This window comes from Microbacterium ureisolvens (assembly GCF_019511645.1).
Lineage (GTDB): Bacteria > Actinomycetota > Actinomycetes > Actinomycetales > Microbacteriaceae > Microbacterium > Microbacterium ureisolvens_A.
Genome location: NZ_JAEUAX010000005.1, coordinates 87,624 through 113,107, shown reverse-complemented (window position 1 = coordinate 113,107; position 25,484 = coordinate 87,624). Strand labels below are relative to the sequence as shown.

The following is a 25,484-nucleotide window of genomic DNA, read 5'->3' as shown; positions in this document are numbered from 1 at the left end:
ACGGAGGAGGACGCCATGAGCACGATCGACCAGCCGCTCGCGACCATCGCGACCACGTCGCCGCCGGCTGACAAAGCCCAGATGGGGACGGATGCTGCGCCCCGGCGCCGCGGAATCGCCTTCTGGGTGGTCCGTTACCTGCCCGCAGAGATCGCCGGGACGGCCGCGATGGTGGTGGGAGGCCTTCTCGCCACACTGTGGACCGACGCCGCAGCGCTCATCGCCATCGCCGCCCTCTTCGGCGAGATCATCGGCTTCTACGCCGTGCTCGCCGTGACGATCTACATCGAGCAGGCGCCGGTGTCGACGACGTGGCGACGCGCCGTCGGGCGCACCGCCGTGCTGCTGGTGGCGGAGTTCGGCGCAGCCGAGCTGCTCGACACCTTCCTGGTGCGCCCCGCCGCACTCGTCCTCGGTGTCTGGCTGCTCCCCGATCCGCTCTGGGGAATGCTCGCAGGCAAGGTCGCCGCCGACATCGTGTTCTACGCCGTCGCAGCCGGCGCGTTCACCCTCACGGCGAAGACCGGACTGCGTGACGGACGACGCCCGACCAGCCTGCAGGCGGTGGTGACGTGAATCTCGCAGCGCTCCGGCGCGAGCCCCGCACGCCCCTGGCGCTCGTGCGCCGGCGACGGGCCGAGGCATCCGCTCTGCTGTCGTCCGTGCCGGCACGCGCGACGATCGCGCTGCACGGCACACCCCTGCTGCTGCTCGACCCGGAGCGTGTGAGCCGCCAGTACCGGCACCTGCGCCGTGCCCTGCCGTTCGTCGGGTTCCACTATGCGATCAAGGCGCTCGCCCACGACGCTGTGCTCGACGTGCTCGACGAGGCGGGCTCCGGGTTCGACGTCGCCACCGGCGAGGAGCTCGCGATGCTCACGCGCCGGGGCGTCCCCGCCTCCCGCATCATCCACACGCACCCGATCAAGAAGCCCGCGGAGATCGCGGAGGCGCTGGCCGCCGGCGTGCGCACGTTCGTCGTCGACAACGACGTCGAGATCGAGAAGTTCCGCGGCGCGCCGCGCGACACCCGGCTGCTGGTGCGGCTCGCCTACCGCAGCCCGCACGCGAAGAGCGACCTTTCCAGCAAGTTCGGCGTCGGCCCTTTCGAAGCCGCGCATCTCGTCGAGCAGGCGCTGGCCGCAGGCATCTCGATCGCGGGCTTCAGCTACCACGTGGGCAGCCAGCTCGACGATCCGACCCGGTTCGCCGCCGCGGCCGCCGACACCCTTGAGCTCATGGGCATCCTCGAGCGGCGACTCAACGTGCAGTTCGACACCCTCGACATCGGCGGCGGATTCCCTGCGTCGTACGACTCGGAGTCGGCGGGGATCGAGGACGTGGCGGCGGTGCTCCGTCCTGTGCTGGAGCCGCACGCGCGGCGGCTCGACATCATCGCCGAGCCGGGCCGTGTGATGGTCGCCGACGCGATGACGCTGGTCACGAGCGTCGTGGGCGTCGCGGAGCGCGGCGACGGCCGCTGGTACTACCTCGACGACGGTCTCTACGGCTCGTACTCGAACGTCCTCACCGAGGACGTGCATCCGCTCGTGTTCTCCGAGCGCGACCTGAGGGGCCGGGATGCTGCGAACCACCGCTGGGCGACCCTCGGCGGCCCGACCTGCGATTCGTCGGATGTGATCGCGCGCGAGGTGCTGCTGCCCGAGCTGCAGGTCGGGGACCTGCTCGTGAGCCCGACGATGGGCGCCTACACGACCGTCACCGCGACGCGGTTCAACGGACGCCCGTTCACGCCGGTCGTCGTGGTCGGGCGAGGTGCGACGACGGGCGAGATCGCCGTGGCGTCGGACGCGCGCCGCGTGGCGATCGTGTGATCGCGGGTCAGACCGTGCCGTACAGCCGGTCGCCCGCGTCGCCGAGCCCTGGCACGATGTAGCCGTGCTCGTTGAGACGCTCGTCGAGCGCGCCCAGCACGAGCGTCACGTCGCGGCCGGCGACCTGCTTCTCGATCGCGGCGACGCCCTCAGGGGCGCCGAGGATGCAGATCGCGGTGACGTCCTGCGCGCCGCGGCTGAAGAGGAACTCGATCGCCGCGCCCAGCGACCCCCCGGTGGCGAGCATCGGGTCGAGCACGAAGCACTGGCGGTCGCTGAGGTCGTCGGGCAGGCGCTCGGCGTACGTCGACGGCTCGAGCGTCTCGTGGTCGCGGACCATGCCGAGGAAGCCGACCTCGGCGGTCGGGATGAGCTTGACCATGCCCTCGAGCATGCCGAGACCGGCGCGGAGGATCGGCACGACGAGGGGGCGCGGGTCGTCGATGCGGACGCCGGTCGTCGTCGTCACGGGCGTCTGGATCTCGATGGGCGCTACGCGGACGCTGCGGGTCGCTTCGTACGCGAGCAGCGTCACGAGCTCCTCGGTGAGCTGACGGAACACCGGCGACGGGGTGCGCTGGTCGCGCAGCACCGTGAGCTTGTGGGTGATGAGGGGGTGATCGGCGACGTGCAGGCGCATAGAGACAGGTTAGTGCGTGGCTCGCCGGAACCCCGGGCGACTTCGGCCCGGGCGACTACGCTCGTGCTGTGCTTCCCGCCCCTGCCGACCTCGCCGCCATGGATCGCGCGCTCGAGCTCGCGGTCGCGGCGGGCGCCGCCGGGGACGTCCCGGTCGGAGCAGTGGTGACGGATGCTGCGGGCACGGTGATCGGCGAGGGCCGCAACCTCCGCGAGCTCGAGCACGATCCGACCGCCCACGCCGAGGTGGTCGCCCTGCGCGCGGCGGCAGCGGTGCGCGGCGGCTGGAACCTTGAGGGCTGCACGCTCGTCGTGACTCTCGAGCCGTGCGTGATGTGCGCGGGCGCCGTGCTTCAGGCGCGCGTCTCGCGGCTCGTCTTCGGGGCATGGGACGAGAAGGCCGGCGCCGCGGGGTCGGTGTACGACGTCGTGCGCGATCGGCGCCTGCCCTATCGAGCCGAGGTGATCGCGGGCGTGCGCGAGGACGAAGCATCCGCTCTCCTGCGCTCGTTCTTCGACGCCCGCCGGTGATGATCATCGCGCGCCGGCTGTCCCGGCAGGGTGTTGACGAGGTTCGAATCTTGCAGTCATCAGACGCAACACACCCCAGGGCGAGAAGGCAACGCTTCTCAGAGGCTTCGCGACGCCGCGCGAGTCCTGCGCAAGGCCGCGTCGTCCGCTGATCCGGGGGGCAGCCCATCCTCTTCGGGGGGACAGCACCCTGCTGGGCGCCCCGAGCGTGGGCCTAGCGTGACGGCCATGACCCGCCTCATCGAACCCGTCTGGACCGCTCCCGTCGTGGCACGGCCGGGCGGGGTCCGCTCCCGCATCGGCTGGACGTTCGTCCTGCTGACGGCGCTCGGAATCGTCGCGTACTCGGCGGTGCCGTACTTCACGGCGTCACTGGCCGACCTCGCCGGGCAGGACGTGGGCCTCGCACCGACCTACGCCGCGACGCCCCTGTTCGTGCAGGGGGCGCTGTACGTCCACATCGTCGGAGGGGCGGTGGCGCTGGTCACCGGTCCGCTGCAGTTCTGGCGCGGTCTGCGCACCCGCGCGCCGCGCGTGCACCGCTGGATGGGCCGCGTGTACCTGATCGGGGTCGCCATCGGCGCCGTCGGCGGCCTCGTCATCGCGCCATCGAGCCCGGCCGGCTACGTCGGATTCTTCGGATTCGGCGCACTCGCCGTCCTGTGGCTCATCACGGGCTGGCGCGCGTACCGCGCGATCCGTCGCCGCGACGTGCCCGGTCACCAGGCGTGGATGATCCGCAACTACGCGCTGACGTACTCCGGCGTCATGCTGCGCATCTGGCTGCCCGTGCTGCTCATGGCGCCGCTCGTGCTCGGGCAGCCGTGGGATTTCGACTCCGCCTTCGCGAACGCCTACGCCGCGGTGCCGTTCCTGTGCTGGCTTCCGAACCTGGTGTTCGCCGAGTGGCTCATCCGCCGCCGCGGCCTGCCGTCGTACCGCCTGCCCGTCTGAGCCCTGCGGAAAGATGCGCCGGACTCGGCGGCGGATCACGACAGCCTCCGGTTGGCAACCCCCTCTGCATTCCCGTGCCGTCGACCGAGTCTCGGTGCATGAGCCACCACCCGGACGACATCAAGCAGCCGCTCGACCACCTGCCGCCGCTGGAGGAGAGGGACAAGGCGATCGAGATCGAAGAGCCGCACTACCCCGGAACCGAGGGCCCCACGGAGTCCTCTTCCATCAGCCCGGTCACCGCCGCCGAGCCGGACCGACCCGGGCGGCACGGCCTCGACAACCCGCCGACCAGCGGAGCGTGAGCGAGGTGCCCCGCGACGTCAGCGGGGCAGGTGGGCAAGCACCTCGCCGAGGTACTCGACGTGCGAGACGTCCTGCAGGTCCATGAGCTGGAAGTAGACGCGCTGCGCGCCGATCGCGACCAGCCGCTCCACCTTCGCGACGATCTCGTCGCGGGAGCCCACGATGTTCACGTCGCCGCGCAGCTCGTCGACGGTCCGGCCGAGGTTCTCGGCGCGGCGCTCGAGTTCGGATGCGGATGCCCCCGCCAGCGTGGGCAGCGCCACGGAGAGCTTGAGCGAGCCGGGGTCACGGCCGACGCGCTCGCAGGCGGCGAGCACACCCGCGAACCTCTCCGCGGACTCCGCCTCGGACCGGAACCCGATGTTGAACTCCGTCGCGAACCGGGCGGCGAGCTCGGGTGTGCGCTTCGGTCCGCCGCCGCCCACGATGACGGGAACCCGGGACTGCACCGGCTTCGGCAACGCCGGGGCATCCGTCAGGCGGTAGTGCTCGCCGGCGAAGCTGTAGGTCTCACCGACCGGGGTCGACCACAGGCCCGTCACGATCGCGAGCTGCTCTTCGAGGAGGCCGAACCGTTTGGCCGGGAACGGGATGCCGTAGGCCTCGTGCTCACGGCCGAACCACCCCGTGCCGAGGCCGAGCTCGGCGCGGCCGCCCGACATCGCGTCGACCTGGGCGACCTGGATCGCCAGCAGCCCGGGTAGGCGGTAGGTCACCGACGACACGAGCGTGCCGAGACGGATGCGGGAGGTCTCGCGGGCGAGTCCCGCCAGCGTCGTCCACGCGTCGGTGGGGCCGGGGAGCCCGTCTCCGTCGCCCATGTGCAGGTAGTGGTCGGAACGGAAGAAGCCATCGAAGCCGAGCCGCTCGGCCGCCTGGGCGAAGGCGAGCTGGTCGTCGTAGCTCGCGCCCTGCTGGGGCTCGGTGAAGATGCAGTATTCCATGTCAGTCGGTGAGCCCGTCGAACCGTCAGTCCGCCGACTTGATGACGAACTCCGACGTGGGCGGAGTGGTGTCGTCGCCGGGCCGGTAGACGTCGGGCTCGAAGTAGATGACGCGCGCAGCGGGCACGGCGGCGCGTACACGTGCCTCGACACGGTCGATGTCGGCAGCGACGTGCACCAGCGGGGCGTCCGACGCCAAACCGAGCTTCGCCGCGACGAGCAGCTCGTCGGGGCCGAGATAGAGCGTCTTGATGTGGATGATCTTCTCGACCTCGGGGCCGTCGACGATGGCGTCGACGATGCGGTCGTGGTCGGCATCCGTCGCGCCCTCGCCCACGAGGAGGCTCTTCGTCTCGACGCCGAGCGTGATCGCCACGAGGATCAGCAGCGTCCCGATCATGAGGGTGCCGATCGCGTCGAACACCGGGTTGTGCGTGATCACGGTCATGCCGACGCCGAAGAGCGCGAACACCAGACCGGTGAGCGCGGCGATGTCTTCGAGCAGCACGACGGGCAGCTCGGGGGCCTTCGCGTGTCGCACGAAGGAGACCCAGGACTGGCCCCTGGCGCGAACGTGGTTGCTCTCTCTGATGGCGGTGCGCAGCGAGAACGACTCGAGCACGATCGCGACGACGAGCACCGCGATCGGGATCCAGGCGTTCTCGAGCTCGTGCGGGTGCGTGAGCTTCTCGACGCCCTCGTAGATCGAGAAGAGCCCGCCGACCGAGAACAGGATGATCGACACCACGAACGCATACACGTAGCGTTCGCGGCCGTACCCGAAGGGGTGCTCGCGGTCGGCCTTCTTCTTCGCCTGGCGTCCGCCGAGCATCAGCAGCAGCTGATTGCCCGAGTCGGCGACCGAGTGGATCGCCTCGGCGAGCATCGACGCCGAGCCCGACAGGAACCACGCGATGAACTTCGCCAGGGCGATGCCCATGTTCGCGAGGAACGCCGCGAGGATCGCCCTGCCGCCGCCGGAAGCACTCATGCGATGAGTCTACGGATGCTGCGACCCGCCCTCCGCACCCCTTGCGCGGCGGCGGCCGCCCTGTCTCAGTCGGACGAGCGGAGGATGATCGCCTCGGTCGGCGGAGCCGGGTCGTGCGGGTGCCCGACGTACCCGATCACCTCGAGCAGAGCGTGGCGGAATTCGGCCGGACGCTCCAGGTGCGGCGAGTGGCCGGTGTCTTCGAGCTCGATCTCCGTGACCTCCCCGCCGGCGTCGGCGTAGCGGGCGAGCACGTCTCGCGTCTGCGACACCATCTCCTGGGGCGGCGCGACGTCGTCGCCCGGCCAGCCCGGGATGATGCCGAGTCTGCCGAGGTGGTTGATGTCGTAGAACGAGGCGTCCGACACGATCGCGTCCACGGCGCCGTGGATCCAGAGAATCGGCGGCTTGTCGGCGATGTCGACGATGCCCGACACGTCGAAGTGCCGGGGCGCCATCGTGTTGAGCACGCCGATGTCGCCGGCGGCGAAGCCGGGCCAGTTCTCGCTCTTCACCGCGTCGCCGGGATAGTTGCCCGTGGCCGTCGAGGTCGTCAGCATCGACTCGACCCACACGTCCTCGTGTTGGGTCTGGAACCCCGCCGCGACGTAGCCGGAGCGGAAGACGCTCCGCGGTGAGGTCGGGGCGTCATCCGTGGTGTCGTGATCGATGAGGCGCTGCACGAAGTCCGGATTGGCACCGCCGCCGCCGCAACCCGCGTCATCGTCGGTGAGGCGCGAGCCGTCGCGCCGGGTTCCGCCGAATCCGAACGGCGAGACCGGAGCCTGCAGGGTGAGGCTCAGCACGGGGTGCTCGAGGGCGTACTGCATCACGACGCCGCCGCCCATCGACCATCCGACGAGGTGGGCGGCCGGAATCTCGAGGGCCTCGAGCGTCGCTCGCACGTCGTCGCTGAAGTCGCGGACACCCCGGGTCGCATCGATCGGTGCGTGCTCGGTGCCGCCGAACCCGCGGAGGTCGATCGCGATGACGCGCAGATCGTGCGGGAGATCCTGCATCATCTCCTGCCAGAACAGCGACGACGACACGTTCCCGTGGATGAACACGACGGTTCGCTCCGGAGGAGTCGCAGGATCGTCCCCGATGCGCTCCAGCACGTTCACCGACAGGTCGGGCGTCTCGACGATGCGCGCGGCGATGCCGTCGAAGAGGGTCATTCCAGGTGCCTCCCACGTCCTGCGGAAGCCCCTGCGCCCCCGCCCACTCACGAGGATAGACCGGCTGCCAGGTCTTGTGAATCAGCTTTCAGGTTACGGATGCCGCGACCCGCGGCATCCGCTCACTCCTCAGTTGATGGCGGCGTCTGGCCGGTGTAGAACGCGTACGTGCTGTCGGCGGCGCGGGAGGCGGCGGCAGGATCCGCGCCGTCGGCGGCGTGCGCGGCACCCCACGCGTCGGCGGCGCCGCGATAGAACGCGCGCCCTTCGTCGGTGTACGCCCAGGTCTCGGCGTCTTCGGGCTTGGGCCCGCCGCCGCCGGTGAGATGCAGGCTGAGACCGAGGAGTGCGCCGTCCCAGCCGACACCGGTCGCACCCGGGCCGTAGAGGTCCCAGAATTCGGCCGGCACGTCGTCGGTGCGGGCGATGTGCTGGAGTTCGAACCGGGTCGAGTCCTCGCCCTCCGCCGTCAGTCGCACCGTGAGCCACGTCACGCCGCCGCCGTACTCCCACGTCGCCTTGTAATGCGCCGCGCCGTCGGCGGGCGGCTGGCACTCCTGGATCTCGCCGCCGGCGTTGCCCTCGATCTGATAGCGGCCGCCGAGCATGAGGGCACCCGAGATCGGCTGGAACCAGCGCGCGATCCGGTCGGCGCTGGTCACCGCGTCCCACACGTCATCGATGGGGGACGGGTATGTCTGCGAGAGCGTCTGCACACGCGACGGGAAGCCGTCGACCTCCTCGCTCCCGATCTCGCGGCTCACCGCGGCGAGCTGGCTCTGTACGTCGACCATGTCATTCCTCCTGAGGTTCGGTCGTGTCGGATTCTTCGGTGTGGGGGTCCTCGATGGCCGCATCCGCCTCCCGCTCGGCCGCAAGGCGACGCGTGCGCCGCCCGCGCGCGAGCTCGGTGCCGAGGGCGTCGAGGTGCGGCTGCCAGAACCGCCGGAACGGGTCGAACCACGCCGCGGCGTTCTCGAGCGGCTCCGGAGCGATGGCGTAGAGGCGGCGCGCCCCCTCCGGGCGCACCGTCGCGAAGCCCGACTCCCGGAGCACCCGAAGGTGCTGCGACACCGCGGGCTGCGAGATACCGAACTCGCGCTGCACCTCGTCGCCGATCTCGCCGGCGCTTCGCTCGCCTTCCGCGAGGAGTTCGAGGATGCGCCGGCGCACCGGGTCGCCGAGGATGTCGAGCGCGTGCATGTGTCTATAGTTGCGTGGGGACTTATATAAGTCAAGGGCTATTTTGACTCGCACACGGTCGGGGTGAAGCCGATGAGAAGGCCGTGCCGCTCGTAGGATCGGAACCATGGCTGCAGACACCCACGACCTCCCGCCCATCGCGATCCTCGGCGCCGGCTCGATGGGTGGAGCGATCGCGCGGGGTCTGTCGCGCTCGGGGCTCGCGGCCCAGGGGGTGACCACGACGAACCGCTCTCTTGCGAAGGCGGCCGAGCTCGACGGCCTCGCGGACGTGACGAGCGTCGCTCTCGAGGCGGATCCCACGGGTAACACGGATGCCGCGGCTGCCGCCCGCGTCGTGCTCGTCGGCGTGAAGCCGGCCATGGTGCCTGATCTGCTGCGCGAGATCGCCCCGGCGCTGCACCCCGGCACCATCGTGGTGAGCCTCGCCGCGGGTGTCACGATCGCGACGTTCGAAGACATCCTCGGCGACGGCGTCGCCGTGCTCCGCTCCATGCCGAACACGCCCGCTCTGGTCGGCCGTGCGGTGACGGGCTTGGCGGCCGGCTCGCACGCCGACGACGCCGCGGTCGCGACGGTCCGCCGCCTGTTCGAGACGGTGGGCACCGTGGTCGAGGTGCCCGAGTCGCAGATCGACGCACTGTCCACGATCTCGGGATCCGGTCCCGCGTACTTCTTCCTCCTCGTGGAGGAGTTCACGAAGGCGGCGATCGGCAAGGGCTTCGCGGAGCCGGAAGCGCGGCTCATGGCCGAGCAGACCTTCATCGGCGCCGCGGCGCTGCTCGAGGCAGCCGGTGACGACCCGGCTGAGCTGCGCCGGCGCGTGACCAGCCCGAAGGGCACCACCGAGCGCGCCATCGCCGTGCTGCAGGAGGCGCGCCTCGAAGCCGTGTTCGCCGAGGCGACGGACGCCGCCCTCGCCCGGGCGAAGGAGCTCGCGGCCGGAGCTTAGTCTCCGGTCGGCTCGCTCGCCTTCGACCGGTCCATGTACCACTCGGTGAAGGCGTCGGCGCGGCCGTCGTCGGCCAGTGTCACCACCCAGAGATTGCTGTAGCTGCGGCCCGACGCGTACGTCGTCTCGCCCTGGATGAAGGCGAGCGGGCCGTCGACGCCGATCACGCGCCCCTCGAAGCTCCAGGAGCCCGGGTCGTCTTGCCGAACCAGCCACGACGCCACGATGGCATCCTGTCCGCGCACGGGATCCCCCCACGGCTCGTACCGGTACTCGGCGTCGTCGGTGAAGATGGCGCGGATGTCGTCGGCGTCATTCGAGGCCCATGCGCGGCGATAGCCGTCGAGCCAGCGCTGGGCATCTGCGATGATGCTCTCTCGATCGCTCATGCCGCCAGTCTGCCTCCGACCGCCGACATCCGCACGGGCTCCCGCGGATCAGCGCTCGAGGGAGGCGAAGCGCTCGATGTCGGAGTTCGTGCCCGAGACGATGATGAGGTCGTGGTTGGTGACCACGGTGTTCGCCTCGGCATAGCGGAACGGCTTGCCCGGGCTCTTCACCCCCACGACGGTGACGTTGTACTTGGTGCGCACGCCCGACTCGTTGAGGCCGACGCCCCGGATGAACTTCGGCGGATACAGCTTCGCGAGGGCGAAGTCGTCGTCGAAGCGGATGAAGTCGAGCATGCGGCCGCTGACGAGGTGGGCGACGCGCTCGCCGGCCTCGCGCTCGGGGTAGATCACGTGGTTCGCGCCCACGCGGGCGAGGATCTTGCCGTGGGACTGCGAGACCGCCTTCGCCCAGATCTGCGGCACCTTGAGGTCGACGAGGTTGGCGGTGATGAGGACGGATGCCTCGATCGACGAGCCGACCGCGACCACGGCGACGGAGAAGTCCTGGGCGCCGATCTGCTTCAGCGCGTCGATGTTGCGCGCGTCGGCCTGCACGGTGTGGGTGACGCGCTCGGACCACTTCTGCACGAGGTCGAGGTTGTCGTCGATCGCCAGCACCTCGCGGTCGAGCCGGTCGAGCTCACCCGCGCACGCGGCTCCGAAGCGCCCGAGTCCGATCACGAGTACGGGCGCATCGCCCCTCATCCGCTCAACCAACGATCGGCCTTTCCACGGGCAGCGAGTACAGCTGCGATCGGGATGACGCGGCCACCGCCGCGGCGAGAGTCACTGTACCAACGCGACCCATGACGATCGTGATGGCCAGGACGTAGATGGCGGGATCGGGCAGCTGCGCCGTGAGGCCCGTCGACAGTCCCACGGTGGCGAACCCCGAGATGACGTCGAAGAGCACGTCGCCGAGGTCGGCCTTCGTGATCTGCGTGATGATGATGGTCGAGATCGCGACGATGGTCGATCCCCATGCCACCACCGACAGCGCGACGCGCAGCACGTCGCTGGGGATGCGGCGACCGAACACCTGGTTCGATGCGCGACCCTTGGCCTCGGAGACCACCGCGAGCGCGATGACCGCGAGCGTCGTGACCTTGATGCCGCCCGCGGTCGACGCCGAGCCGCCGCCGACGAACATCAGCATGCACGCGACGAGCAGGCTCGATTGGTTCAGCTGACCGATGTCGAGGATCGCGAAGCCGCCGGACCTCGTCATCGCCGACAGGAAGAACGCCTGGAAGGTGGTGTCCCACGCGTCGTTGGTGCCGAGCGTCAGCAGGTTGTCGTACTCGAGGACGAGGAACACCACTCCGCCGAGGAAGAACAGCGTGACGGTCGTGATGACGGTGAGCTTCGCATGCAGCGACCACCGCCGCACACGCCAACGCTGCCGCAGCAGCGTGTAGATGACCGGGAATCCGATCGAGCCGAGGAAGACGCCCGCCATGAGCACGGTGAGGAAGAAGTAATCGTGGCGGAAGGGGGCGAGGCCCTCCGCGTTCGGCGTGAACCCCGTGTTCGTGAAGGACATCGCCGCGTAGAACGGCGCCTCCCAGAGCGCGACATGCCAGGGGACTCCGGCGACGATCAGCCCGGGGTAGAGCAGGATCGCGATGATCGTCTCGATGACCAGGGTCGACAGCGCGACCGTCGCGAGCAGGCTGCCGATCTGGCCGAGCTGCACCGTCTGGCCCTCATTGACGGGGCCGGCGTGGGTGCGGAGGGGGTTCGAGTCGCTCGCCGCGATCAGCTTGGCGCGCAGGCCGAGGCGGCGCGAGATGACGAGGCCCAGGATCGAGGCGAGCGTCAGCACGCCGAGGGCGCCGATCTGGACGCCGATGAACACCAGCACGTGGCCGAAGGGCGACCAGTGCGTCGCCATGTCGACCGTGGCGAGTCCTGTGACGCAGATCGTCGACACCGCGGTGAAGAACGCGTCGGCGAAGGGCGTGACCTGACCGTTCGCCGCGGCGACCGGAAGCGAGAACAGTCCGGTGAACACCAGGATCAGCGACAGGAAGATGATGATGGCGAACCGGGCGGGGGAGCGCTGCGTCAGATCGCGGAAGAACTCCATGAACCCGTGGCCGATGGCTCGCAGAGTGCTCATGCCTGAGACGGGGGCGGCGCGCCTGCCATCCGTCATACGGGGTTCCTCCTGTGCGAACGGTCCTCGTGCGGGCGGCCCGGCGGTCTCGCTCATGGTACTCCGCTGGGCTCCCGACTAATCTGAGCACATGGCGGACATCTTCGACGTGATCGCGGACGGAACGCGTCGCGACATCCTGCGACTGCTGCTCGATCGCTCATCCGCCGGAGAGCGCGGCACCAGCGTGTCGCACATCGTGACCGAGCTCGGAGCCAGCCAGCCGACGGTCTCGAAGCATCTCAAGGTGCTGCGCGACGCCCACCTCGTCTCGGTGCGCGAAGAGGGCCAGCACCGCTATTACAGCCTCTCGGCCGCGCCCCTCGACGAGGTCGACGACTGGCTCGTGCCCTTCCTCGACGACTCCGGCGGGCTCGAGCCCGACGGCATCGCCGCGGCGTTGCCCGATTCCGCCGCGCACGCCGCCGAGGTGGTGGGTCGCGCCGCCGCCTCCGCCAAGCACGCCCTCGAGAGCGCCTTCAAGCGCCTCCCCGGTCGCTGACACGCGTGAGGAGGAGACGGATGCTGCGGGCCGCAGCATCCGTCTCCCCGCTGTCGTGCGGTCAGTGTCGCCGGGACTTGCGGCTGAATAGCCACGCGCCCCATACCGCTGAGATCGTGACGATCGCGACGCACCAGCCGATGGCCCACCAGGGCTCGGTGCCCATGTCGGTGCCCATCAGGAGAGCGCGAAGGGTCTCGATGATGGGGGTGATGGGCTGGTTGTCGGCGATCCACTGCAGCCACTCGGGCATCGTCTCGACCGGCACGAACGCGCTCGACAGGTACGGCACGAAGAGGATGATGAACCCGTAGCCCGACGCCGCTTCGGGGCTTCCCGCGGCGAGGCCGATCGAGGCGAACAGATACGTGATCGCGAGGATGTACAGCGCGATGAGTCCGGCCGCGGCGATCCACGCGAGCAGGTCCGCGTGGGGACGGAACCCGACGATCAGGCCGACTCCGATGACGATCGCCGTCGCGACGAGGTTGCGGGCGAGGCTCGCCACGACGTGGCCGGTCAGCACGGCGCCGCTGCGCAGCGGCATGGTGCGGAAGCGCTCGATGATGCCGCTGGACATGTCGCGTGCGACGTAGGTCGCCGTCGTCGCCGCGCCGAAGCCGGCGCACAGCAGGATGATGCCCGGCACGACATAGTCCACGTACGCTCCGCCCGGCTCGATGGCGCCGCCGAAGACGAACGTGAACAGCAGCATGAGCATCACCGGCAGCAGGATCGACATGCTGAGCGATTCGCCGTCGCGCAGCGACTGGGTGAGGCTGCGGCCGACGAACACCGACTCGGCGGTGAAGCCGCGCAGTCGTGGGCGAGGGGCGATGGCGGTCATGCGAGCTCCTTGGCGGCGGGGGCGGCAGAGGCGCCGGTGAGGGAAAGGAAGACGTCGTCCAGGGTGGGGCGTCGCAGGGTCACCTCGGCCCCCGCGACGCCGTCGCCGAGTCGATCCATCGCCGAGCGCAGGCCCTCGATCGATCCGTCGGTGGGGATCTCGCGCAGGACCGCGCCGTCGGCGCCGGTCAGCACGACGGTGTCGGTGCCCACGAGCGCCTTCAGCTCGGAGGGGGTGCCGGTCGCGACGACCCGGCCGCCGTCGAGCACCGCGATGCGGTCCGCGAGCTGGTCCGCCTCCTCGAGGTACTGCGTCGTGAGGAACACGGTCGTCCCGGCGCTCGCCAGGGAGCGGATGACGTCCCACAGGTCGCGGCGGCTGCGGGGATCGACCCCGGTGGTGGGCTCGTCGAGGAAGAGCACCTCGGGCACCACCACGAAGCTCAGGGCGAGGTCGAGGCGCCGTCGCATGCCGCCCGAGTAGGTGCCGACGCGGCGGGTGGCAGCATCCGTCAACGCGAAGCGTTCCAGCAGTTCGGCCGCCCGCAGCTTCGCGGAACGGGGCGACAGGCCCGAGAGGCGCCCGAGCATGACGAGGTTCTCCACGCCCGTGAGCATGTCGTCGACGGCCGCCGACTGCCCCGTGAGCGCGATGCGCCGGCGCACTGCGTCGGGCTCTGTCGCGACATCGTGCCCCGCCACGGAGGCGGTGCCGGCGTCGGGGCGGAGCAGGGTCGTGAGGATCGAGATGGTGGTGGTCTTGCCCGCGCCGTTCGCGCCGAGGAGGGCGAAGATCTCGCCGCGAGCCACCGTGAGATCGAGGCGGTCGAGGACGAGGGTGCGTCCGAAGCTCCTGCCGAGCCCGCGGACGTGGATGGCTGGTGCGCTCATCGCGGCATCCTTCCGTCGAATCGTGTAGGGAAGAAACTGTTTATGCCAGTAACTGTTTATGACGGTAACACACTGTTTACGGAATAAACAGTCCTAGACTGGCGCCATGACCGATGCAGCCGAACCCGAGCTTCCCCGGGGCATCGCGCTCGCGTGGGGCGTGGCGGCCAACCCGCAGCGCGGCCCCAAGCGCGAGATGAGTGTCGAGCGGATCGTCGAGGCGGCAGTGGAGATCGCGGATGCCGAGGGCCTCGGCGCCGTGTCGATGGCTGCCGTGGCGGCGCGCCTGGGGTTCACTCCGATGTCCCTCTACCGCTACGTCAACGCCAAGGAGGACCTCATCCTCCTCATGCAGGAGGAGGCGACGGGCACCCCCTCCGAGGCGACCCGGACGGCGGGAGGCTGGCGCGAGCGCCTCGAGGCGCTCTATCGAGAGCAGCTGCAGCACTACCTCAGGCACCCGTGGGTGCTGGACATCCCCATCTCCGGCGTGCCGGCGACTCCCAACAGCGCGGCATGGATGGATGCCGGTCTGAGCGCGCTCGCCGACACCCCCCTCACGTATAGCGAGCGCCTTGCCGTCATGCTCCTGGTCACCGGCACCGCACACTGGGCCGGCACCGTCCTCGCCGGGTACGCCCGGGTCGAGCGCGAGCGCGGTGTCGACGGCGAGGCCATCAGCCGCAGCGAGGATGCGATGTTCCGAACGCTCATCACCGCGGACGCCTACCCGCAGCTGCGCGCCGCGATCGAGGCGGGTGCCTTTCTCGACGACTCGGATCCCTTCTCGTTCGCGCTCGCGCGCGGGCTCGAGGGGGTCAGCGACTACATCGCCGCGACGGCGGACGGGCGCCGGGAACGCCCGCGGCCGTGGGTCGTTCCGGACGATGCCGACATCGCCGACGACAAGAGGTTCCGGGAGGCCCGAAAGGCGGTGCGCGAGGCCGAGAAGGCGCTGCGCGACGCGCACAGGCTCCAACGACAGGCCGCGCGCGAGGCGCGCGATCGGCGTGCTCGCCAGCGACCGGAGGCGTGATCATCCCAGGAGCACCACAGGTCACAACGGTTCACACCAGTCTCTGTGTTTACACGCGGGTCGCGCGCGTTCTAGAGTGACTGCAGCACTTCTGGGGAAGGGGATCGACATGGCGGAACTGCCGGACGTGCGCTTCCTCACGGTGGCCGAGGTCGCCGAGCTGATGCGCGTGTCGAAGATGACGGTCTACCGCCTCGTCCACTCGGGCGAGCTGCCCGCCGTGCGCTTCGGTCGCAGCTATCGCGTGCCCGAGTCCGCCGTCACCGAAGCCCTGCAACGGCCGATCGCCGACGTCGGCTAGACTGTTCCGAGGCATTTTTCCTTTTGCCCCGTTCCCGGGCGCGGCGAGGCCGCGTCCAGACCCCGATCTAGTGAGGTTTTCCGTGGGTTCTGTCATCAAGAAGCGCCGCAAGCGCATGGCGAAGAAGAAGCACCGCAAGCTGCTTCGCAAGACTCGCCACCAGCGCCGCAACAAGAAGTAAGCGGCATCCGCACCAAGCGCCTGTCTTCGGACGGGCGCTTCGTGTATCCGTGCTCCCATCGGCACAGCCCGCGTCCCGAGAGGCCGTCATGAAGTCCATAACCGTCCAGCAGCTGCGCGACCGCGTCGAGACCCCGCTCATCGACGTCCGCGAGGTCGACGAGTACGCCGCCGGCCACGTGCCCGGCGCGATCAACATCCCGATGTCGGCCATCGGCGGCCGCCTCGACGAGCTGCCCGATGGCGCGTTCGACGTCATCTGCGCGATCGGTGGCCGCTCGGGCCGCGTGGTCGAGGCCCTCGAGGCCCGCGGCTACGACGTGACCAACGTCGATGGCGGCACGAACGAGTGGATCGCCGCCGGCTACCCGGTCGAGGCGTGACGGCGCCGGGCGTGACCACCGTCACCCTCATCGGCAAGCCCGACTGCCATCTGTGCGACGTCGCACGCGAGGTCGTCGAGACCGTCGTGGCGGAGCTGCCCGAGGACGCGGTCGATGTCGAGGAGCTCTCCATCGCCGACGACCCGTCCCTCTATGCGCAGTGGTGGGAGAAGATCCCGGTGGTGCTCATCGACGGCGAGCTGCACGGCCACTGGCGCGTGTCGCCCGACCGCCTGCGGGCGGCGCTGACCGCCTGAGCGGCAGCATCCGTTCTCCAGATCAGGAGATCTGGCGGGGACAGGACGATTCGCGCGCGATCGTCCTGTAGCGGCGAGATCTCCTGATCCGGAGAAGGCTCGGGCGGATGAGAACGGCGGGAAGGCGGATGCTGCGGGCCGCGCGTCAGACGGATGCCGCGGGCCGCAGTTGCCCGAATCGCGAAAGGGCAGATCCCCGCACCGAGCGTGCGAGGGTCTGCCCTTTCGCGAATCCGAGGGGTGCGCTCAGGGGGCGAGGCGCGTCGGGCCCCGGAAAAGATACGTGACCTCGCGGATCGACGACTCGCCGAGCAGCAGCATCAGCACGCGTGCGAGACCCATGCCGAACCCGCCGTGGGGCGGGGCGCCGTAGCGGAAGAAGTCGAAGTAGAAGTCGAGGTGCGAGGCCTCCAGGCCCTTCTCCTTCGCCTGCTCGATCAGCACGTCGACGCGGTGCTCGCGCTGCGCACCGGTCGTGATCTCGACGCCCTTGAAGAGGAGGTCGTACGACTTGGTCAGCCCGGTCTCCTCGTCGCGCATGTGGTAGAACGCGCGGATCTCGGGGTGGTAGTCGGTGATGAAGACGAACTGGTGGCCGTACGTCTCCTCGACGTACGCGGAGATCTGGCGCTCGCCCTCGGGGTCGAGGTCGCCGTCGGTGCGGGGGATCTCGTAGCCGCGGCTCTTCACGATCTCTCGCGCCTCGGCGAGCGGGATGCGCGGGAACGGGATGGCCGGAACCTGCACCTCGAGACCGAAGAGCTCTTCGATCTCGGCGCCGTGCTTGTCCTTGACCGCCTGGAACGCGGTCTGCAGCAGCTCCTCCTGCATCGCGGCGACGTCCTCGTGGGAGTCGATCCAGCTGATCTCGGCGTCGACCGACGTGAACTCGGTCGCGTGGCGCGACGTGAACGACGGGTCCGCGCGGAAGGCGGGCGCGATCTCGAAGATCTTGCCGAAGCCGGCGACCTGGGCCATCTGCTTGAAGAACTGCGGCGACTGCGCGAGGTAGGCGGTCTTGTCCTCGAAGTACTCGAGCGAGAAGAGCTCCGCGTTGGACTCTGAGGCCGATGCCATGAGCTTGGGGGAGTGCACCTCGATGTAGTCGCGCTCGATCCAGTACGAGCGGAAGGCGTGCTCGAGCGTGGTCTGCACGCGGAAGATGAGGTTGTTGCGGCGCTGGCGCAGGTCGAGGAAGCGCCAGTCCATGCGCTTGTCGAGACCCGAGTCCGCCGCGATGGGCGTCTCGGGAAGGGCCGCGGCCGCGATGTCGAGTGCGGCGATCTTGATCTCGACGCCGCCGAGCTTCACGCGCTCGTCGTGCTTGAGCTCGCCGGTCACGGTCAGGAAGGTGCCCGTGGCGAGATTCGAGATGAGGTCGGTGAGGGCCAGGGCCGCAGCATCCTGTTCCGTGCCGTCCTCTGCGGGACGCGTCGCGGGATTGACCAGCTGCACCGCGCCGGACTCATCGCGGAGGATGACGAACTGCACGTTCTTCTGATCGCGGACGGTCTCGACCCACCCGGAGACCGACACCGGGCCGTCGGCGAGACCCTGAAGCTGCTTGACGAGGACGCGTTCACTCACGAGCGACAAGTCTAGGTGACGCGCCGCAGCCGCCTTCTCGCCGAACGGCTCGCCCACCGCTACCATGCGGGCATGACCACGCCGGAACCCGAGCAGCCCGCGCCGGCGGGGACGACGGCTCCGTCGTCCTATCCGGGCAGCCCCGCCTATACGCCGTCCCCGGAGGGCGCGGCGCCGGCGAAGCCGCCCGTGAAGGTCCTCGACCTCGTGATCACGATCGTGCTGCTGGTCGCCGACGCGGTTCTGGCGACGCTGGCCTCGTTCATGGGGATCTTCCTCGTGATGGCGTCGGATTCGTGCGGCGTCCGCGACTGCAACGTCGACCTCATCACGCTCGGGTGGCTGATGGGCATGATCCTGCCGTGGGTGATGCTGGTCGTGACGGTCGTCGTGGCGATCGTGCTGATGGTCAAGCGACGTCTCGCGTTCTGGGTGCCGCTCGTGGGGGCGGCCCTGATCGTGCTGTCGCTCGTCGCCGCGTTCATGGTCGCCTCGGCCGCGGTTCCCGGCTCGACGCTCTGATCCCAGCCGGCCGCCGCGAGGTTCATCGGCTTTCGGGGGTCAGCACCCGGGTTTCGTTCATCTCCCCTCCGTAACGTGGACTCGTCGCGCCGTACGCGGGCGGCCGCCGCCACGAACATGCCACCGACGGACGGGGATCCGACGAATGACGACTGCGACGACGACCGAAGGCTCCTGGCTCAGCGCCCTCGCGGACTGGGCCGTCTCGCTGATGGACGTGATCGGCCCCGCCGGCGCGGGCATCGCGATCGCGATGGAGAACCTCTTCCCGCCGCTGCCCAGCGAGGTGATCCTCCCGATGGCGGGGCTCGCCGCGAGCCGCGGATCGTTCTCCGTGGTCGAGGCGCTGGTGTGGACCACCGTCGGATCCGTCGCCGGCGCGCTCCTGCTCTATGGACTCGGCGCGTGGCTCGGGATCGCACGGCTGCGGGCGATCGCGGCGAAGGTGCCTCTGCTGCATCCTGAGGACATCGACCGCACGGTCGCGTGGTTCGGGCGCCATGGCGGCAAGGCGGTGTTCTTCGGGCGGATGATCCCGATCTTCCGGAGCCTCATCTCGATCCCCGCGGGCATCACGCGCATGCCGGTGTGGCGGTTCACTCTGCTGACCGCGGCGGGAAGCCTGGTGTGGAACTCGATCTTCGTGTTCTCGGGCTTCTTCCTGGGCGAGTCGTGGCACATCGTCGAGCGGTACGCCGACATCCTGCAGTACGTCGTCATCGCGGCCGCCGTCGTCGGCGTGGCGTGGTTCCTCTCCGTGCGGCTCCGCGCCGTCCTCGCCTCCCGCGGCACCTCCGGCGGCCCCGAGCCCGAAGCCGACTGAATTCGCACTCGCCGGGACCGGTGAAGCTGGGAGAACGCTCAGCCGGTCCACAGAACACCGCCACGTAGACTGGGCCGGTGCCCGCCGCTCGCCTTCATCTCGTGCGCCACGGGGAGGTTCACAACCCTGCCCGCGTGCTCTACGGGCGACTCCCGGGGTACGGGCTGAGCGCCGCCGGCCGCCGCATGGCTCGGCAGGCCGCCGAGTACATCCAGTCGCTCGATCGTCCCGTGTCGGCGCTCGTGTGCTCGCCGCTGCAGCGCACGCAGGAGTCGGCCGAGCCGTTCACCGAGCTCTTCGGCCTCGTCTCCGTCATCGACGAGCGGGTCATCGAGCCGACCAACGTCTTCGAGGGCAAGCGGATGGCGCGCGCACTCGTCAATCCCTGGAACTGGCGGCACCTGCGCAAGCCGGCGCTGCCGAGCTGGGGCGAGCCGTACGCGGACGTCGTGGGCCGTATGAACTCGGCGATGACGCACGCTTGGGATGCCGCGGACGCGGGCGATGTCGTCATCGTGTCGCATCAGCTCCCGATCTGGATCACCCACCTCGCGGTCGCCGGGCTCCCGCTCCGGCACGACCCTCGTGCGCGGCGCTGCGCGCTGTCGAGCGTGACGAGCTTCGAGATGGTCGACGGCAAGTGGACCGAGACCGCCTACGCCGAACCGGCGTCGACGGCCGGCGCAGTGGATGTGGGGGCGGTATGACTCAGCGGTTCCAGAAGGTGCGGGCCGCAGCATCCGCTCTCCTCGTCGTCGGAGTGATCGCCGGCCTCGCCGCATGCACCAGCGACCCCCTCGCCGAGCAGTACCGCTCGGGCGACAACAAGGGGTTCGTCGCCGCCGACGGCTTCCGCGTCGTCGAGATCCCGGCCGAGGACCGCACCGAGCCGGTCGAGTTCGAGGGCGTCCTCGACACCGGCGGCTCGACCTCGAGCGCCGACTACGCGGGCGAGGTGCTCGTCGTGAACTTCTGGTACGCCGGCTGCGCGCCGTGCCGTGTCGAGGCTCCGGAGCTCGCCGCGGTCGATGCGGAGTTCGCGGACCAGGGCGTGTCGTTCCTCGGGGTGAACCTGTACGACGGCGCTGCGGCGTCGCAGGCGTTCGCCGAGAAGTACGGGGTGGAGTACCCCAGTGCGCTGGCGACCGAGGACGGCTCGATCAAGCTCGCCTTTGCGGGAGAGACCCCGCTCAACGCCGTGCCGGTCACGATCGTGCTCGACAAGCAGGGCCGTGTCGCCGCGCGCCTGGTCGGCCAGATCGAAGAGGCGTCGATCCTCGAGACGATCGTGCGCGACACCCTGGAGGAGTCGTGAACGTGGGCGCCCTCGTCGCCGACGGGTCGCTCCTGATCGCCGTCCCGATCGCGATCCTCGCCGGAGCCATCTCGTTCCTGTCGCCCTGCGTGCTCCCGCTGGTTCCGGGGTATCTCGGGTTCATCGGCGGTGCGGTGAGCGCTCGCCCGGCTCCCAGGGTTCGCAAGATCGCGCGTTCCTCGGAGGATTCGGCGGCGAACCTGCGTGGCGGTGACGATTCTGCGAAGCCTGTGACGACGACGGAGACGGCCGCTGCGACCGAGGCACCCGCACGCGGCCGCCTCGTGCTCGGCGTGCTCCTGTTCATCGCCGGGTTCACGGTGGTCTTCGTCAGCATGGCGATGCTCGGCGGAACGCTGGGCCGATTCCTGCTCGAGTACCAGGACCTCATCACGCGCATCCTCGGCGTGGTCATCATCGCGATGGGCCTCGTCTTCATCGGGTGGTTCGGCCTCGCGCAGCGCATCGCGCGTCCGCAGGTGCGGGGCAACCTCGGCCTCATCGGTGCGCCGCTGCTGGGGATCGCGCTCGGCATCGGCTGGGCTCCCTGCATCGGACCGACCCTCGCGGTGATCCTGACCATGGCCTTCGACTCGGGCTCCGCCGCGCGGGCGGCGCTGCTGGGCGTCGCGTACTCGCTGGGGCTCGGCATCCCGTTCCTGCTCCTCACCCTCGGGTTCGGCTGGGCGACGCGCTCGGTGTCGTTCGTGCGCCGCCACATCCGCGTGGTCAACCTCATCGGCGGCGCCCTGCTCATCGTGCTGGGCCTGCTCATGGTGACCGGCGTCTGGACCGCCGTGATGGCCCAGCTCCAGGGGGTGTTCGCCAGTGTCCCGGCCCCGCTCTGACGCTTCGGAAGGTTCGACGACCGACGAGATGACCGACCCCCTCCGGCCCTCCGACCACGCGGATTCCGCGGCATCCGACGTCACCCAGCCGGCCCTCGGGGTCGTCGGGTGGCTGCGCTGGGGCTGGCGACAGCTCACGTCGATGCGCACTGCGCTGGTGCTGCTGCTCCTCCTCGCGATCGCCGCCGTGCCGGGCTCGCTCGTGCCGCAGCGCAGCGCCGATCCCAACGGCGTGCGCCAGTACTTCGTCGACAACCCCGACCTCGCGCCGGTGCTCGACAACCTGAGCCTGTTCGACGTGTACACCTCGCCGTGGTTCTCGGCGATCTACATCCTGCTGTTCGTCTCGCTCGTCGGCTGCGTCATCCCGCGCACGAAGCACCACTACAAGGCGATGCGCGCGCAGCCGCCGCGCACTCCCGCGCGGCTGGGTCGGCTGGAGGCGCACCGCTCCGAGATCCTGGAGTACCAGGACGACACGGATGCCGCAGCCGCCGCGGCGCGCGCGATCGAGGCCGCCGAGCAGCAGCTGAAGAAGGCTGGCTACCGTATCGCCCGCTACGACGGAGCGAAGGCGCTCTCGGTGTCGGCGGAGCGCGGATATCTGCGTGAGACCGGCAACCTGGTGTTCCACGCGTCGCTGGTCGGCGTGCTGCTCGCGGTCGGCATCGGCGGCGGATTCACCTACACCGGCCAGACCGTCATCATCGAGGGCCGCACGTGGGTCAACACGATGCTCGACTACACGTCGTTCAACCCCGGCCGGTTCGTCGACGAGGACGCCCTCGAGCCCTACGCCCTCACCCTCGACGACTTCTCGCTCTCGTACGTCACGCCCGGCCAGCAGGGCGCAGGCCAGGCGGGCGACTTCGTCGCGCACCTGACGACGCAGTTCCCGAACGCCGACGCCGCGGAGGGCGAGGTGCGTGTCAACCACCCGCTCCAGATCGCCGGCGACAAGGTCTACCTGATGGGCAACGGCTACGCGCCCACCATCACCATCCGAAACGACGCCGGCGACGTGGTGTTCTCGGAGCCCGTGCCGTTCCTTCCGCAGGACAACAACATGACCTCGCAAGGCGTCGTGAAGGTACCCGACGGCCTGCGTGAGCAGGTGGGCCTCGTCGGCTTCTTCTATCCCACTGCGCAGGAGCTCACGAACGGGGCCTTCACCTCGGTCTACGGCGACCTCGAGTACCCGATGCTCACGTTCTGGGTCTACGCCGGCGACCTCGGCATCGACGGCGGCGTGCCGAAGTCGGTGTACACGCTCGACCCCAGTGAGATGACGCAGCTCGCGGGCGGTGACTCCGGCACGCAGTCGCTGGAGATGAAGCCCGGCGACACCGTGGACCTCCCGGACGGCCTCGGCACGATCACCTTCGAGAACGAGGCCCCCGACGCCGCCGGATTCCAGGACTCGGTCAAGCGGTACGTGTCGCTGTCGATCCACCGCGACGCCGCGGCGACGTGGGTGCTCGTCTTCGCCGTGCTCGCGACGGCGGGCCTGCTCGCCGCGCTCTTCGTCCCACGCCGCCGCATGTGGGTCAAGGCGACCAGGCAGGGCCACACGGTGCACCTCGAGTACGCCGGTCTCGCCCGTGGCGAGGACCCCGCGCTCGATGGCGCCGTCGAGCAGTTCGCCCAGCGTCACCTCGCGTCGCTCGCCGACTCCGCCGCCACCGGCGCGCGGGACACGAAGCCCGGATCCACCCCCGACGTAGACTGAGAGCCATGCCCGACGCCTCCCCCCTCACCCTCGACGACGTCTCGGTGCTGCTGGTCTGGACGGCCATCGCGATCTACGCCCTCGCGTTCATCGCGTACGCGGTCGACCTGGCCCGCCGCGGTGCCGTCGCCGTCGATGCGAAGGATGCTGCCGCGAAGGATGCCGCGGCCAGGACCGCCCGCGAGCGCGAACTCGTGGCAGCGGGCGGTGGGGGTGCAGGCTCGCGCACCGGCATCATCGAGCAGATGCGCGCACAGGAGACCGCGTCGGAGGAGGCGCTCAACGCTCCGGTGGGCAAGCGCGCGCGGCTCGTCTGGGCGCGCATCGGCACGTCGCTGACGGTGCTCGGCTTCCTGTTCCACCTAGGCGGCGACGTCACCCGCGGTATCGCCGCGGGGCGCGTGCCGTGGTCGAACATGTACGAGTTCGCCCTCACCGGCACGCTCCTCATCATCGCGGTCTACCTCGGCGTTCTGTTCCGCTACGACCTGCGGTTCCTCGGAACCTTCATCACCGGACTCGTGGTGGTGCTGCTCGGCGGCACGGCGATCTGGTTCTACACCGACATCGTCCCCCTGATGGACCCGCTGAAGTCCGTGTGGCTCGTCATCCACGTCTTCGTGGCGTCCCTCGCGACGGCGCTGTTCGCCCTCGCGTTCGGACTCTCGGTTCTGCAGCTCATGCAGGCCCGGCGCGAGACGAAGATCGCGGCTCTCGCGAAGGCGGAGGCCGCAGCATCCGGGACCGCCAAGACGGGACCGGGTTTTCTCAAGACCCTCCCGAGCGCCGATGCGCTCGAGTCGCTGGCCTACCGTTTCGCGATCCTCGGCTTCATCTTCTGGACCTTCACGCTCATCGCCGGCTCGATCTGGGCGAACGACGCGTGGGGACGCTACTGGGGCTTCGACACGAAGGAAGTCTGGACCTTCGTGATCTGGGTGCTGTACGCCGGCTACATCCACGCGCGGGCCACGCGCGGCTGGCGCGGCGCCCGCTCGGCGTGGCTGTCGATCATCGGGTTCACGGCCGTGATCTTCAACTTCACGATCGTGAACATGTTCTTCAAGGGCCTGCACGCCTACTCGGGTCTCAGCTGAGCTCACCCGTCACGTTCTGCTGCCGCGAGCAGCTGTTCGCGACACGGGAGCGGGACCTTTGGTCCGCTCACTGGTCGGTGCATCCTTGCGGGGGCTGCGCGCCTTTCTCCACCAGACGATGACGGCGAGCGTCGCCGCGCCGACCGCGCTGCCGATCGTCCAGATGAGCGGCCGGTTCACGTCGACCCAGTAGGCGGCGTGGTGGAGCGCCGAGGCCTTCACGTGCACGTCCGTCGTGAACGACGACACGTTCTTCCCCGCGTACTCGAGATCGCCCGCCGATTCGTCGAGGACGATGGCGGGTCGCAGCTCGAGCCGCAGCTGCTCGTCGACCGGCTTGTGCGCGGTCACCGTCCACGACCACTCGATGACGCCGCTCGGGGTGAACTCCTGCAGCACCCATCCGGCGTCCGTCTCGCTCGCCTGGTCGAGCACCTCCATCGCCTCGCCGACGGCGGTCAGTCGCGCGGCGACTGTGCACTTCACGAGCACGGCTTCGCTGGTCGCTGCGCCGTCCTCGGCCTCGACGACCTCATCGGGGGGAAGCGGCTGTGAACGTGCATCCACGGCCGCGTTGTAGTTGGCGCCGAGCTCGATCGTCACGCTCATTCGAGCGGGGTAGTCGACGAGGGCATCCCGCCATTCCTCGACGCCGCGCGCGCAGCGCTCCTGGAACAGGGCCACGGCATCTTCGGGGCCGCCGCCGATATCCCCGCCCTCGCCGTCGGGGCCGCCGGTCGGGGGCGGCAACGGGGTGGGCTGCGGATCGGCGGGGTCCGGCCCGTCCGGAGGCGTTTCGGGAAACGGCGGGGGAGCGCCGCCATCGACGTCTCCCGGCAGGGGCTCCGGCACCGGCACCGGGTCGGCGGGCGACGCGTCGCCCTGCGCGCCGCATCCGGTCAGGATGGCCAGCACTGCGCCGAGCAGCGCTGTTGAGGCGAGACGTCCTCTCATGTCGGCTCCCACCGATCGACGTCGTCCGGGGTGAACGGTTACTCGTCAGGGGAGAGGGACTCCGGGCGCTCCGAGATACGCCGCAGCGCGGCATCCGCCCGTCCGCAGCGCACCCGCGCACGCGGATGAC

The 25,484-nt window shown here is 69.7% G+C and carries 32 protein-coding genes; 19 read left to right on the top strand and 13 right to left on the bottom strand.

From position 1 onward, the window contains the following. The first annotated feature begins 15 nt into the window (after window positions 1-15). Complete coding sequence (locus tag JNB61_RS10735) at window positions 16-576, top strand: hypothetical protein (RefSeq protein ID WP_220339610.1); 561 nt, start codon at window positions 16-18, stop codon at window positions 574-576. Then, window positions 573-1,835, top strand: a complete 1,263-nt coding sequence (locus JNB61_RS10730) for a type III PLP-dependent enzyme (RefSeq protein ID WP_220339609.1) — start codon at window positions 573-575, stop codon at window positions 1,833-1,835. The genes JNB61_RS10735 and JNB61_RS10730 overlap by 4 nt, the downstream gene beginning before the upstream one ends. A gap of 7 nt (window positions 1,836-1,842) precedes the next feature. Here JNB61_RS10730 and upp read toward each other — a convergent pair whose 3' ends face one another. After that, window positions 1,843-2,475 (bottom strand): uracil phosphoribosyltransferase, encoded by a 633-nt coding sequence (upp, locus tag JNB61_RS10725; protein ID WP_159842165.1) that lies wholly within the window; start codon window positions 2,473-2,475, stop codon window positions 1,843-1,845. Between the two features lie 98 nt (window positions 2,476-2,573). Between upp and JNB61_RS10720 the strand changes: the two genes are divergently transcribed. The 3 genes from JNB61_RS10720 (at window position 2,574) to JNB61_RS10710 (ending at window position 4,264) form a co-directional block, all read left to right on the top strand. Continuing rightward, on the top strand, window positions 2,574-3,005 hold the full coding sequence (locus JNB61_RS10720; RefSeq protein WP_220290615.1) for a nucleoside deaminase: 432 nt from the start codon (window positions 2,574-2,576) through the stop codon (window positions 3,003-3,005). A 228-nt stretch (window positions 3,006-3,233) separates the two neighbouring features. Continuing rightward, complete coding sequence (locus tag JNB61_RS10715) at window positions 3,234-3,959, top strand: DUF2306 domain-containing protein (RefSeq protein ID WP_220339608.1); 726 nt, start codon at window positions 3,234-3,236, stop codon at window positions 3,957-3,959. 98 nt (window positions 3,960-4,057) lie between these two features. Then, window positions 4,058-4,264 (top strand): hypothetical protein, encoded by a 207-nt coding sequence (locus JNB61_RS10710; RefSeq protein WP_220339607.1) that lies wholly within the window; start codon window positions 4,058-4,060, stop codon window positions 4,262-4,264. 18 nt (window positions 4,265-4,282) lie between these two features. Here the strand turns inward: JNB61_RS10710 and JNB61_RS10705 are convergent, their stop codons facing one another. The 5 genes from JNB61_RS10705 to JNB61_RS10685 all read right to left on the bottom strand — a co-directional run bounded on the left by JNB61_RS10705 (window position 4,283) and on the right by JNB61_RS10685 (window position 8,581). Further along, a complete protein-coding gene (locus JNB61_RS10705) occupies window positions 4,283-5,209 on the bottom strand; it encodes an LLM class F420-dependent oxidoreductase (RefSeq protein ID WP_220339606.1) in 927 nt (308 codons plus the stop codon). 25 nt (window positions 5,210-5,234) lie between these two features. Next, window positions 5,235-6,200, bottom strand: coding sequence for a cation diffusion facilitator family transporter (locus tag JNB61_RS10700; RefSeq protein ID WP_220339605.1), 966 nt, complete (start codon window positions 6,198-6,200; stop codon window positions 5,235-5,237). A 65-nt stretch (window positions 6,201-6,265) separates the two neighbouring features. After that, entirely contained in the window at window positions 6,266-7,378 is a 1,113-nt protein-coding gene (locus JNB61_RS10695) for an alpha/beta fold hydrolase (protein ID WP_220339604.1), read from the bottom strand. 122 nt (window positions 7,379-7,500) lie between these two features. Further along, the gene (locus tag JNB61_RS10690; protein WP_220339603.1) at window positions 7,501-8,172 is read right to left on the bottom strand and encodes an SRPBCC domain-containing protein; all 672 of its coding nucleotides are present in this window, start codon (window positions 8,170-8,172) and stop codon (window positions 7,501-7,503) included. Between the two features lies 1 nt (window position 8,173). Then, a complete protein-coding gene (locus JNB61_RS10685) occupies window positions 8,174-8,581 on the bottom strand; it encodes an ArsR/SmtB family transcription factor (protein ID WP_220339602.1) in 408 nt (135 codons plus the stop codon). Window positions 8,582-8,687: 106 nt separating this feature from the next. Here JNB61_RS10685 and proC point away from each other — a divergent pair, with 106 nt between their 5' ends. Further along, window positions 8,688-9,533 carry a pyrroline-5-carboxylate reductase gene (proC, locus tag JNB61_RS10680; RefSeq protein ID WP_220339601.1) on the top strand — a complete coding sequence of 282 codons (846 nt, stop codon included), beginning with the start codon at window positions 8,688-8,690 and terminating at the stop codon, window positions 9,531-9,533. On the opposite strand, the gene JNB61_RS10675 is transcribed toward proC, so the two are convergent. Genes JNB61_RS10675 through JNB61_RS10665 form a run of 3 tightly spaced genes read right to left on the bottom strand, consistent with a single transcriptional unit; the run spans window position 9,530 to window position 12,047 of the window. Further along, window positions 9,530-9,922, bottom strand: coding sequence for a YybH family protein (locus JNB61_RS10675; RefSeq protein WP_220339600.1), 393 nt, complete (start codon window positions 9,920-9,922; stop codon window positions 9,530-9,532). The two genes, proC and JNB61_RS10675, sit on opposite strands and share 4 nt — an antisense overlap. A 48-nt stretch (window positions 9,923-9,970) precedes the next feature. Then, window positions 9,971-10,630 carry a potassium channel family protein gene (locus JNB61_RS10670; protein WP_374226639.1) on the bottom strand — a complete coding sequence of 220 codons (660 nt, stop codon included), beginning with the start codon at window positions 10,628-10,630 and terminating at the stop codon, window positions 9,971-9,973. Between the two features lie 4 nt (window positions 10,631-10,634). Next, window positions 10,635-12,047: a TrkH family potassium uptake protein gene (locus JNB61_RS10665; protein ID WP_220339599.1), complete on the bottom strand. Its 1,413-nt coding sequence runs from the start codon at window positions 12,045-12,047 to the stop codon at window positions 10,635-10,637. A 127-nt stretch (window positions 12,048-12,174) separates the two neighbouring features. Here JNB61_RS10665 and JNB61_RS10660 point away from each other — a divergent pair, with 127 nt between their 5' ends. Beyond that, the gene (locus tag JNB61_RS10660) at window positions 12,175-12,585 is read left to right on the top strand and encodes an ArsR/SmtB family transcription factor (RefSeq protein WP_159842187.1); all 411 of its coding nucleotides are present in this window, start codon (window positions 12,175-12,177) and stop codon (window positions 12,583-12,585) included. Between the two features lie 61 nt (window positions 12,586-12,646). Here JNB61_RS10660 and JNB61_RS10655 read toward each other — a convergent pair whose 3' ends face one another. Together JNB61_RS10655 and JNB61_RS10650 are read right to left on the bottom strand one after the other, a co-directional pair. Beyond that, a complete protein-coding gene (locus JNB61_RS10655; RefSeq protein ID WP_220290538.1) occupies window positions 12,647-13,432 on the bottom strand; it encodes an ABC transporter permease in 786 nt (261 codons plus the stop codon). Next, window positions 13,429-14,322, bottom strand: a complete 894-nt coding sequence (locus tag JNB61_RS10650) for an ATP-binding cassette domain-containing protein (protein WP_220339598.1) — start codon at window positions 14,320-14,322, stop codon at window positions 13,429-13,431. Before JNB61_RS10650 ends, JNB61_RS10655 begins: the two co-directional genes overlap by 4 nt. A 106-nt stretch (window positions 14,323-14,428) precedes the next feature. Here JNB61_RS10650 and JNB61_RS10645 point away from each other — a divergent pair, with 106 nt between their 5' ends. The 5 genes from JNB61_RS10645 (at window position 14,429) to JNB61_RS10625 (ending at window position 16,479) form a co-directional block, all read left to right on the top strand. Further along, window positions 14,429-15,358, top strand: coding sequence for a TetR/AcrR family transcriptional regulator (locus JNB61_RS10645; protein WP_220339597.1), 930 nt, complete (start codon window positions 14,429-14,431; stop codon window positions 15,356-15,358). Window positions 15,359-15,467: 109 nt separating this feature from the next. Then, window positions 15,468-15,659 (top strand): helix-turn-helix domain-containing protein, encoded by a 192-nt coding sequence (locus JNB61_RS10640; protein WP_019182077.1) that lies wholly within the window; start codon window positions 15,468-15,470, stop codon window positions 15,657-15,659. An 82-nt stretch (window positions 15,660-15,741) separates the two neighbouring features. Continuing rightward, a complete protein-coding gene (locus JNB61_RS10635; RefSeq protein ID WP_003792170.1) occupies window positions 15,742-15,840 on the top strand; it encodes a 30S ribosomal protein bS22 in 99 nt (32 codons plus the stop codon). Between the two features lie 88 nt (window positions 15,841-15,928). Next, window positions 15,929-16,222 (top strand): rhodanese-like domain-containing protein, encoded by a 294-nt coding sequence (locus JNB61_RS10630; RefSeq protein WP_159842195.1) that lies wholly within the window; start codon window positions 15,929-15,931, stop codon window positions 16,220-16,222. Window positions 16,223-16,233: 11 nt separating this feature from the next. Beyond that, window positions 16,234-16,479 (top strand): glutaredoxin family protein, encoded by a 246-nt coding sequence (locus JNB61_RS10625; protein ID WP_220339596.1) that lies wholly within the window; start codon window positions 16,234-16,236, stop codon window positions 16,477-16,479. 246 nt (window positions 16,480-16,725) lie between these two features. Here the strand turns inward: JNB61_RS10625 and aspS are convergent, their stop codons facing one another. After that, window positions 16,726-18,066: an aspartate--tRNA(Asn) ligase gene (gene aspS, locus JNB61_RS10620; RefSeq protein WP_220339595.1), complete on the bottom strand. Its 1,341-nt coding sequence runs from the start codon at window positions 18,064-18,066 to the stop codon at window positions 16,726-16,728. A 72-nt stretch (window positions 18,067-18,138) separates the two neighbouring features. Between aspS and JNB61_RS10615 the strand changes: the two genes are divergently transcribed. The 7 genes from JNB61_RS10615 (at window position 18,139) to ccsB (ending at window position 24,400) form a co-directional block, all read left to right on the top strand. Next, complete coding sequence (locus tag JNB61_RS10615) at window positions 18,139-18,588, top strand: DUF6264 family protein (RefSeq protein WP_220290527.1); 450 nt, start codon at window positions 18,139-18,141, stop codon at window positions 18,586-18,588. 145 nt (window positions 18,589-18,733) lie between these two features. Continuing rightward, entirely contained in the window at window positions 18,734-19,411 is a 678-nt protein-coding gene (locus JNB61_RS10610; RefSeq protein ID WP_220290526.1) for a DedA family protein, read from the top strand. 77 nt (window positions 19,412-19,488) lie between these two features. Continuing rightward, window positions 19,489-20,118, top strand: coding sequence for a histidine phosphatase family protein (locus JNB61_RS10605; RefSeq protein ID WP_220339594.1), 630 nt, complete (start codon window positions 19,489-19,491; stop codon window positions 20,116-20,118). Beyond that, on the top strand, window positions 20,115-20,726 hold the full coding sequence (locus tag JNB61_RS10600) for a TlpA family protein disulfide reductase (protein WP_220339593.1): 612 nt from the start codon (window positions 20,115-20,117) through the stop codon (window positions 20,724-20,726). The genes JNB61_RS10605 and JNB61_RS10600 overlap by 4 nt, the downstream gene beginning before the upstream one ends. Next, window positions 20,723-21,574, top strand: coding sequence for a cytochrome c biogenesis CcdA family protein (locus JNB61_RS10595; protein WP_220290520.1), 852 nt, complete (start codon window positions 20,723-20,725; stop codon window positions 21,572-21,574). Before JNB61_RS10600 ends, JNB61_RS10595 begins: the two co-directional genes overlap by 4 nt. Window positions 21,575-21,602: 28 nt before the next feature. Next, window positions 21,603-23,303, top strand: a complete 1,701-nt coding sequence (gene resB / locus JNB61_RS10590; RefSeq protein WP_220339592.1) for a cytochrome c biogenesis protein ResB — start codon at window positions 21,603-21,605, stop codon at window positions 23,301-23,303. Window positions 23,304-23,308: 5 nt separating this feature from the next. Further along, on the top strand, window positions 23,309-24,400 hold the full coding sequence (gene ccsB, locus JNB61_RS10585; RefSeq protein WP_159842215.1) for a c-type cytochrome biogenesis protein CcsB: 1,092 nt from the start codon (window positions 23,309-23,311) through the stop codon (window positions 24,398-24,400). A 9-nt stretch (window positions 24,401-24,409) separates the two neighbouring features. Here ccsB and JNB61_RS10580 read toward each other — a convergent pair whose 3' ends face one another. Beyond that, entirely contained in the window at window positions 24,410-25,354 is a 945-nt protein-coding gene (locus JNB61_RS10580; protein ID WP_220339591.1) for a hypothetical protein, read from the bottom strand. Window positions 25,355-25,484: the final 130 nt, after the last annotated feature.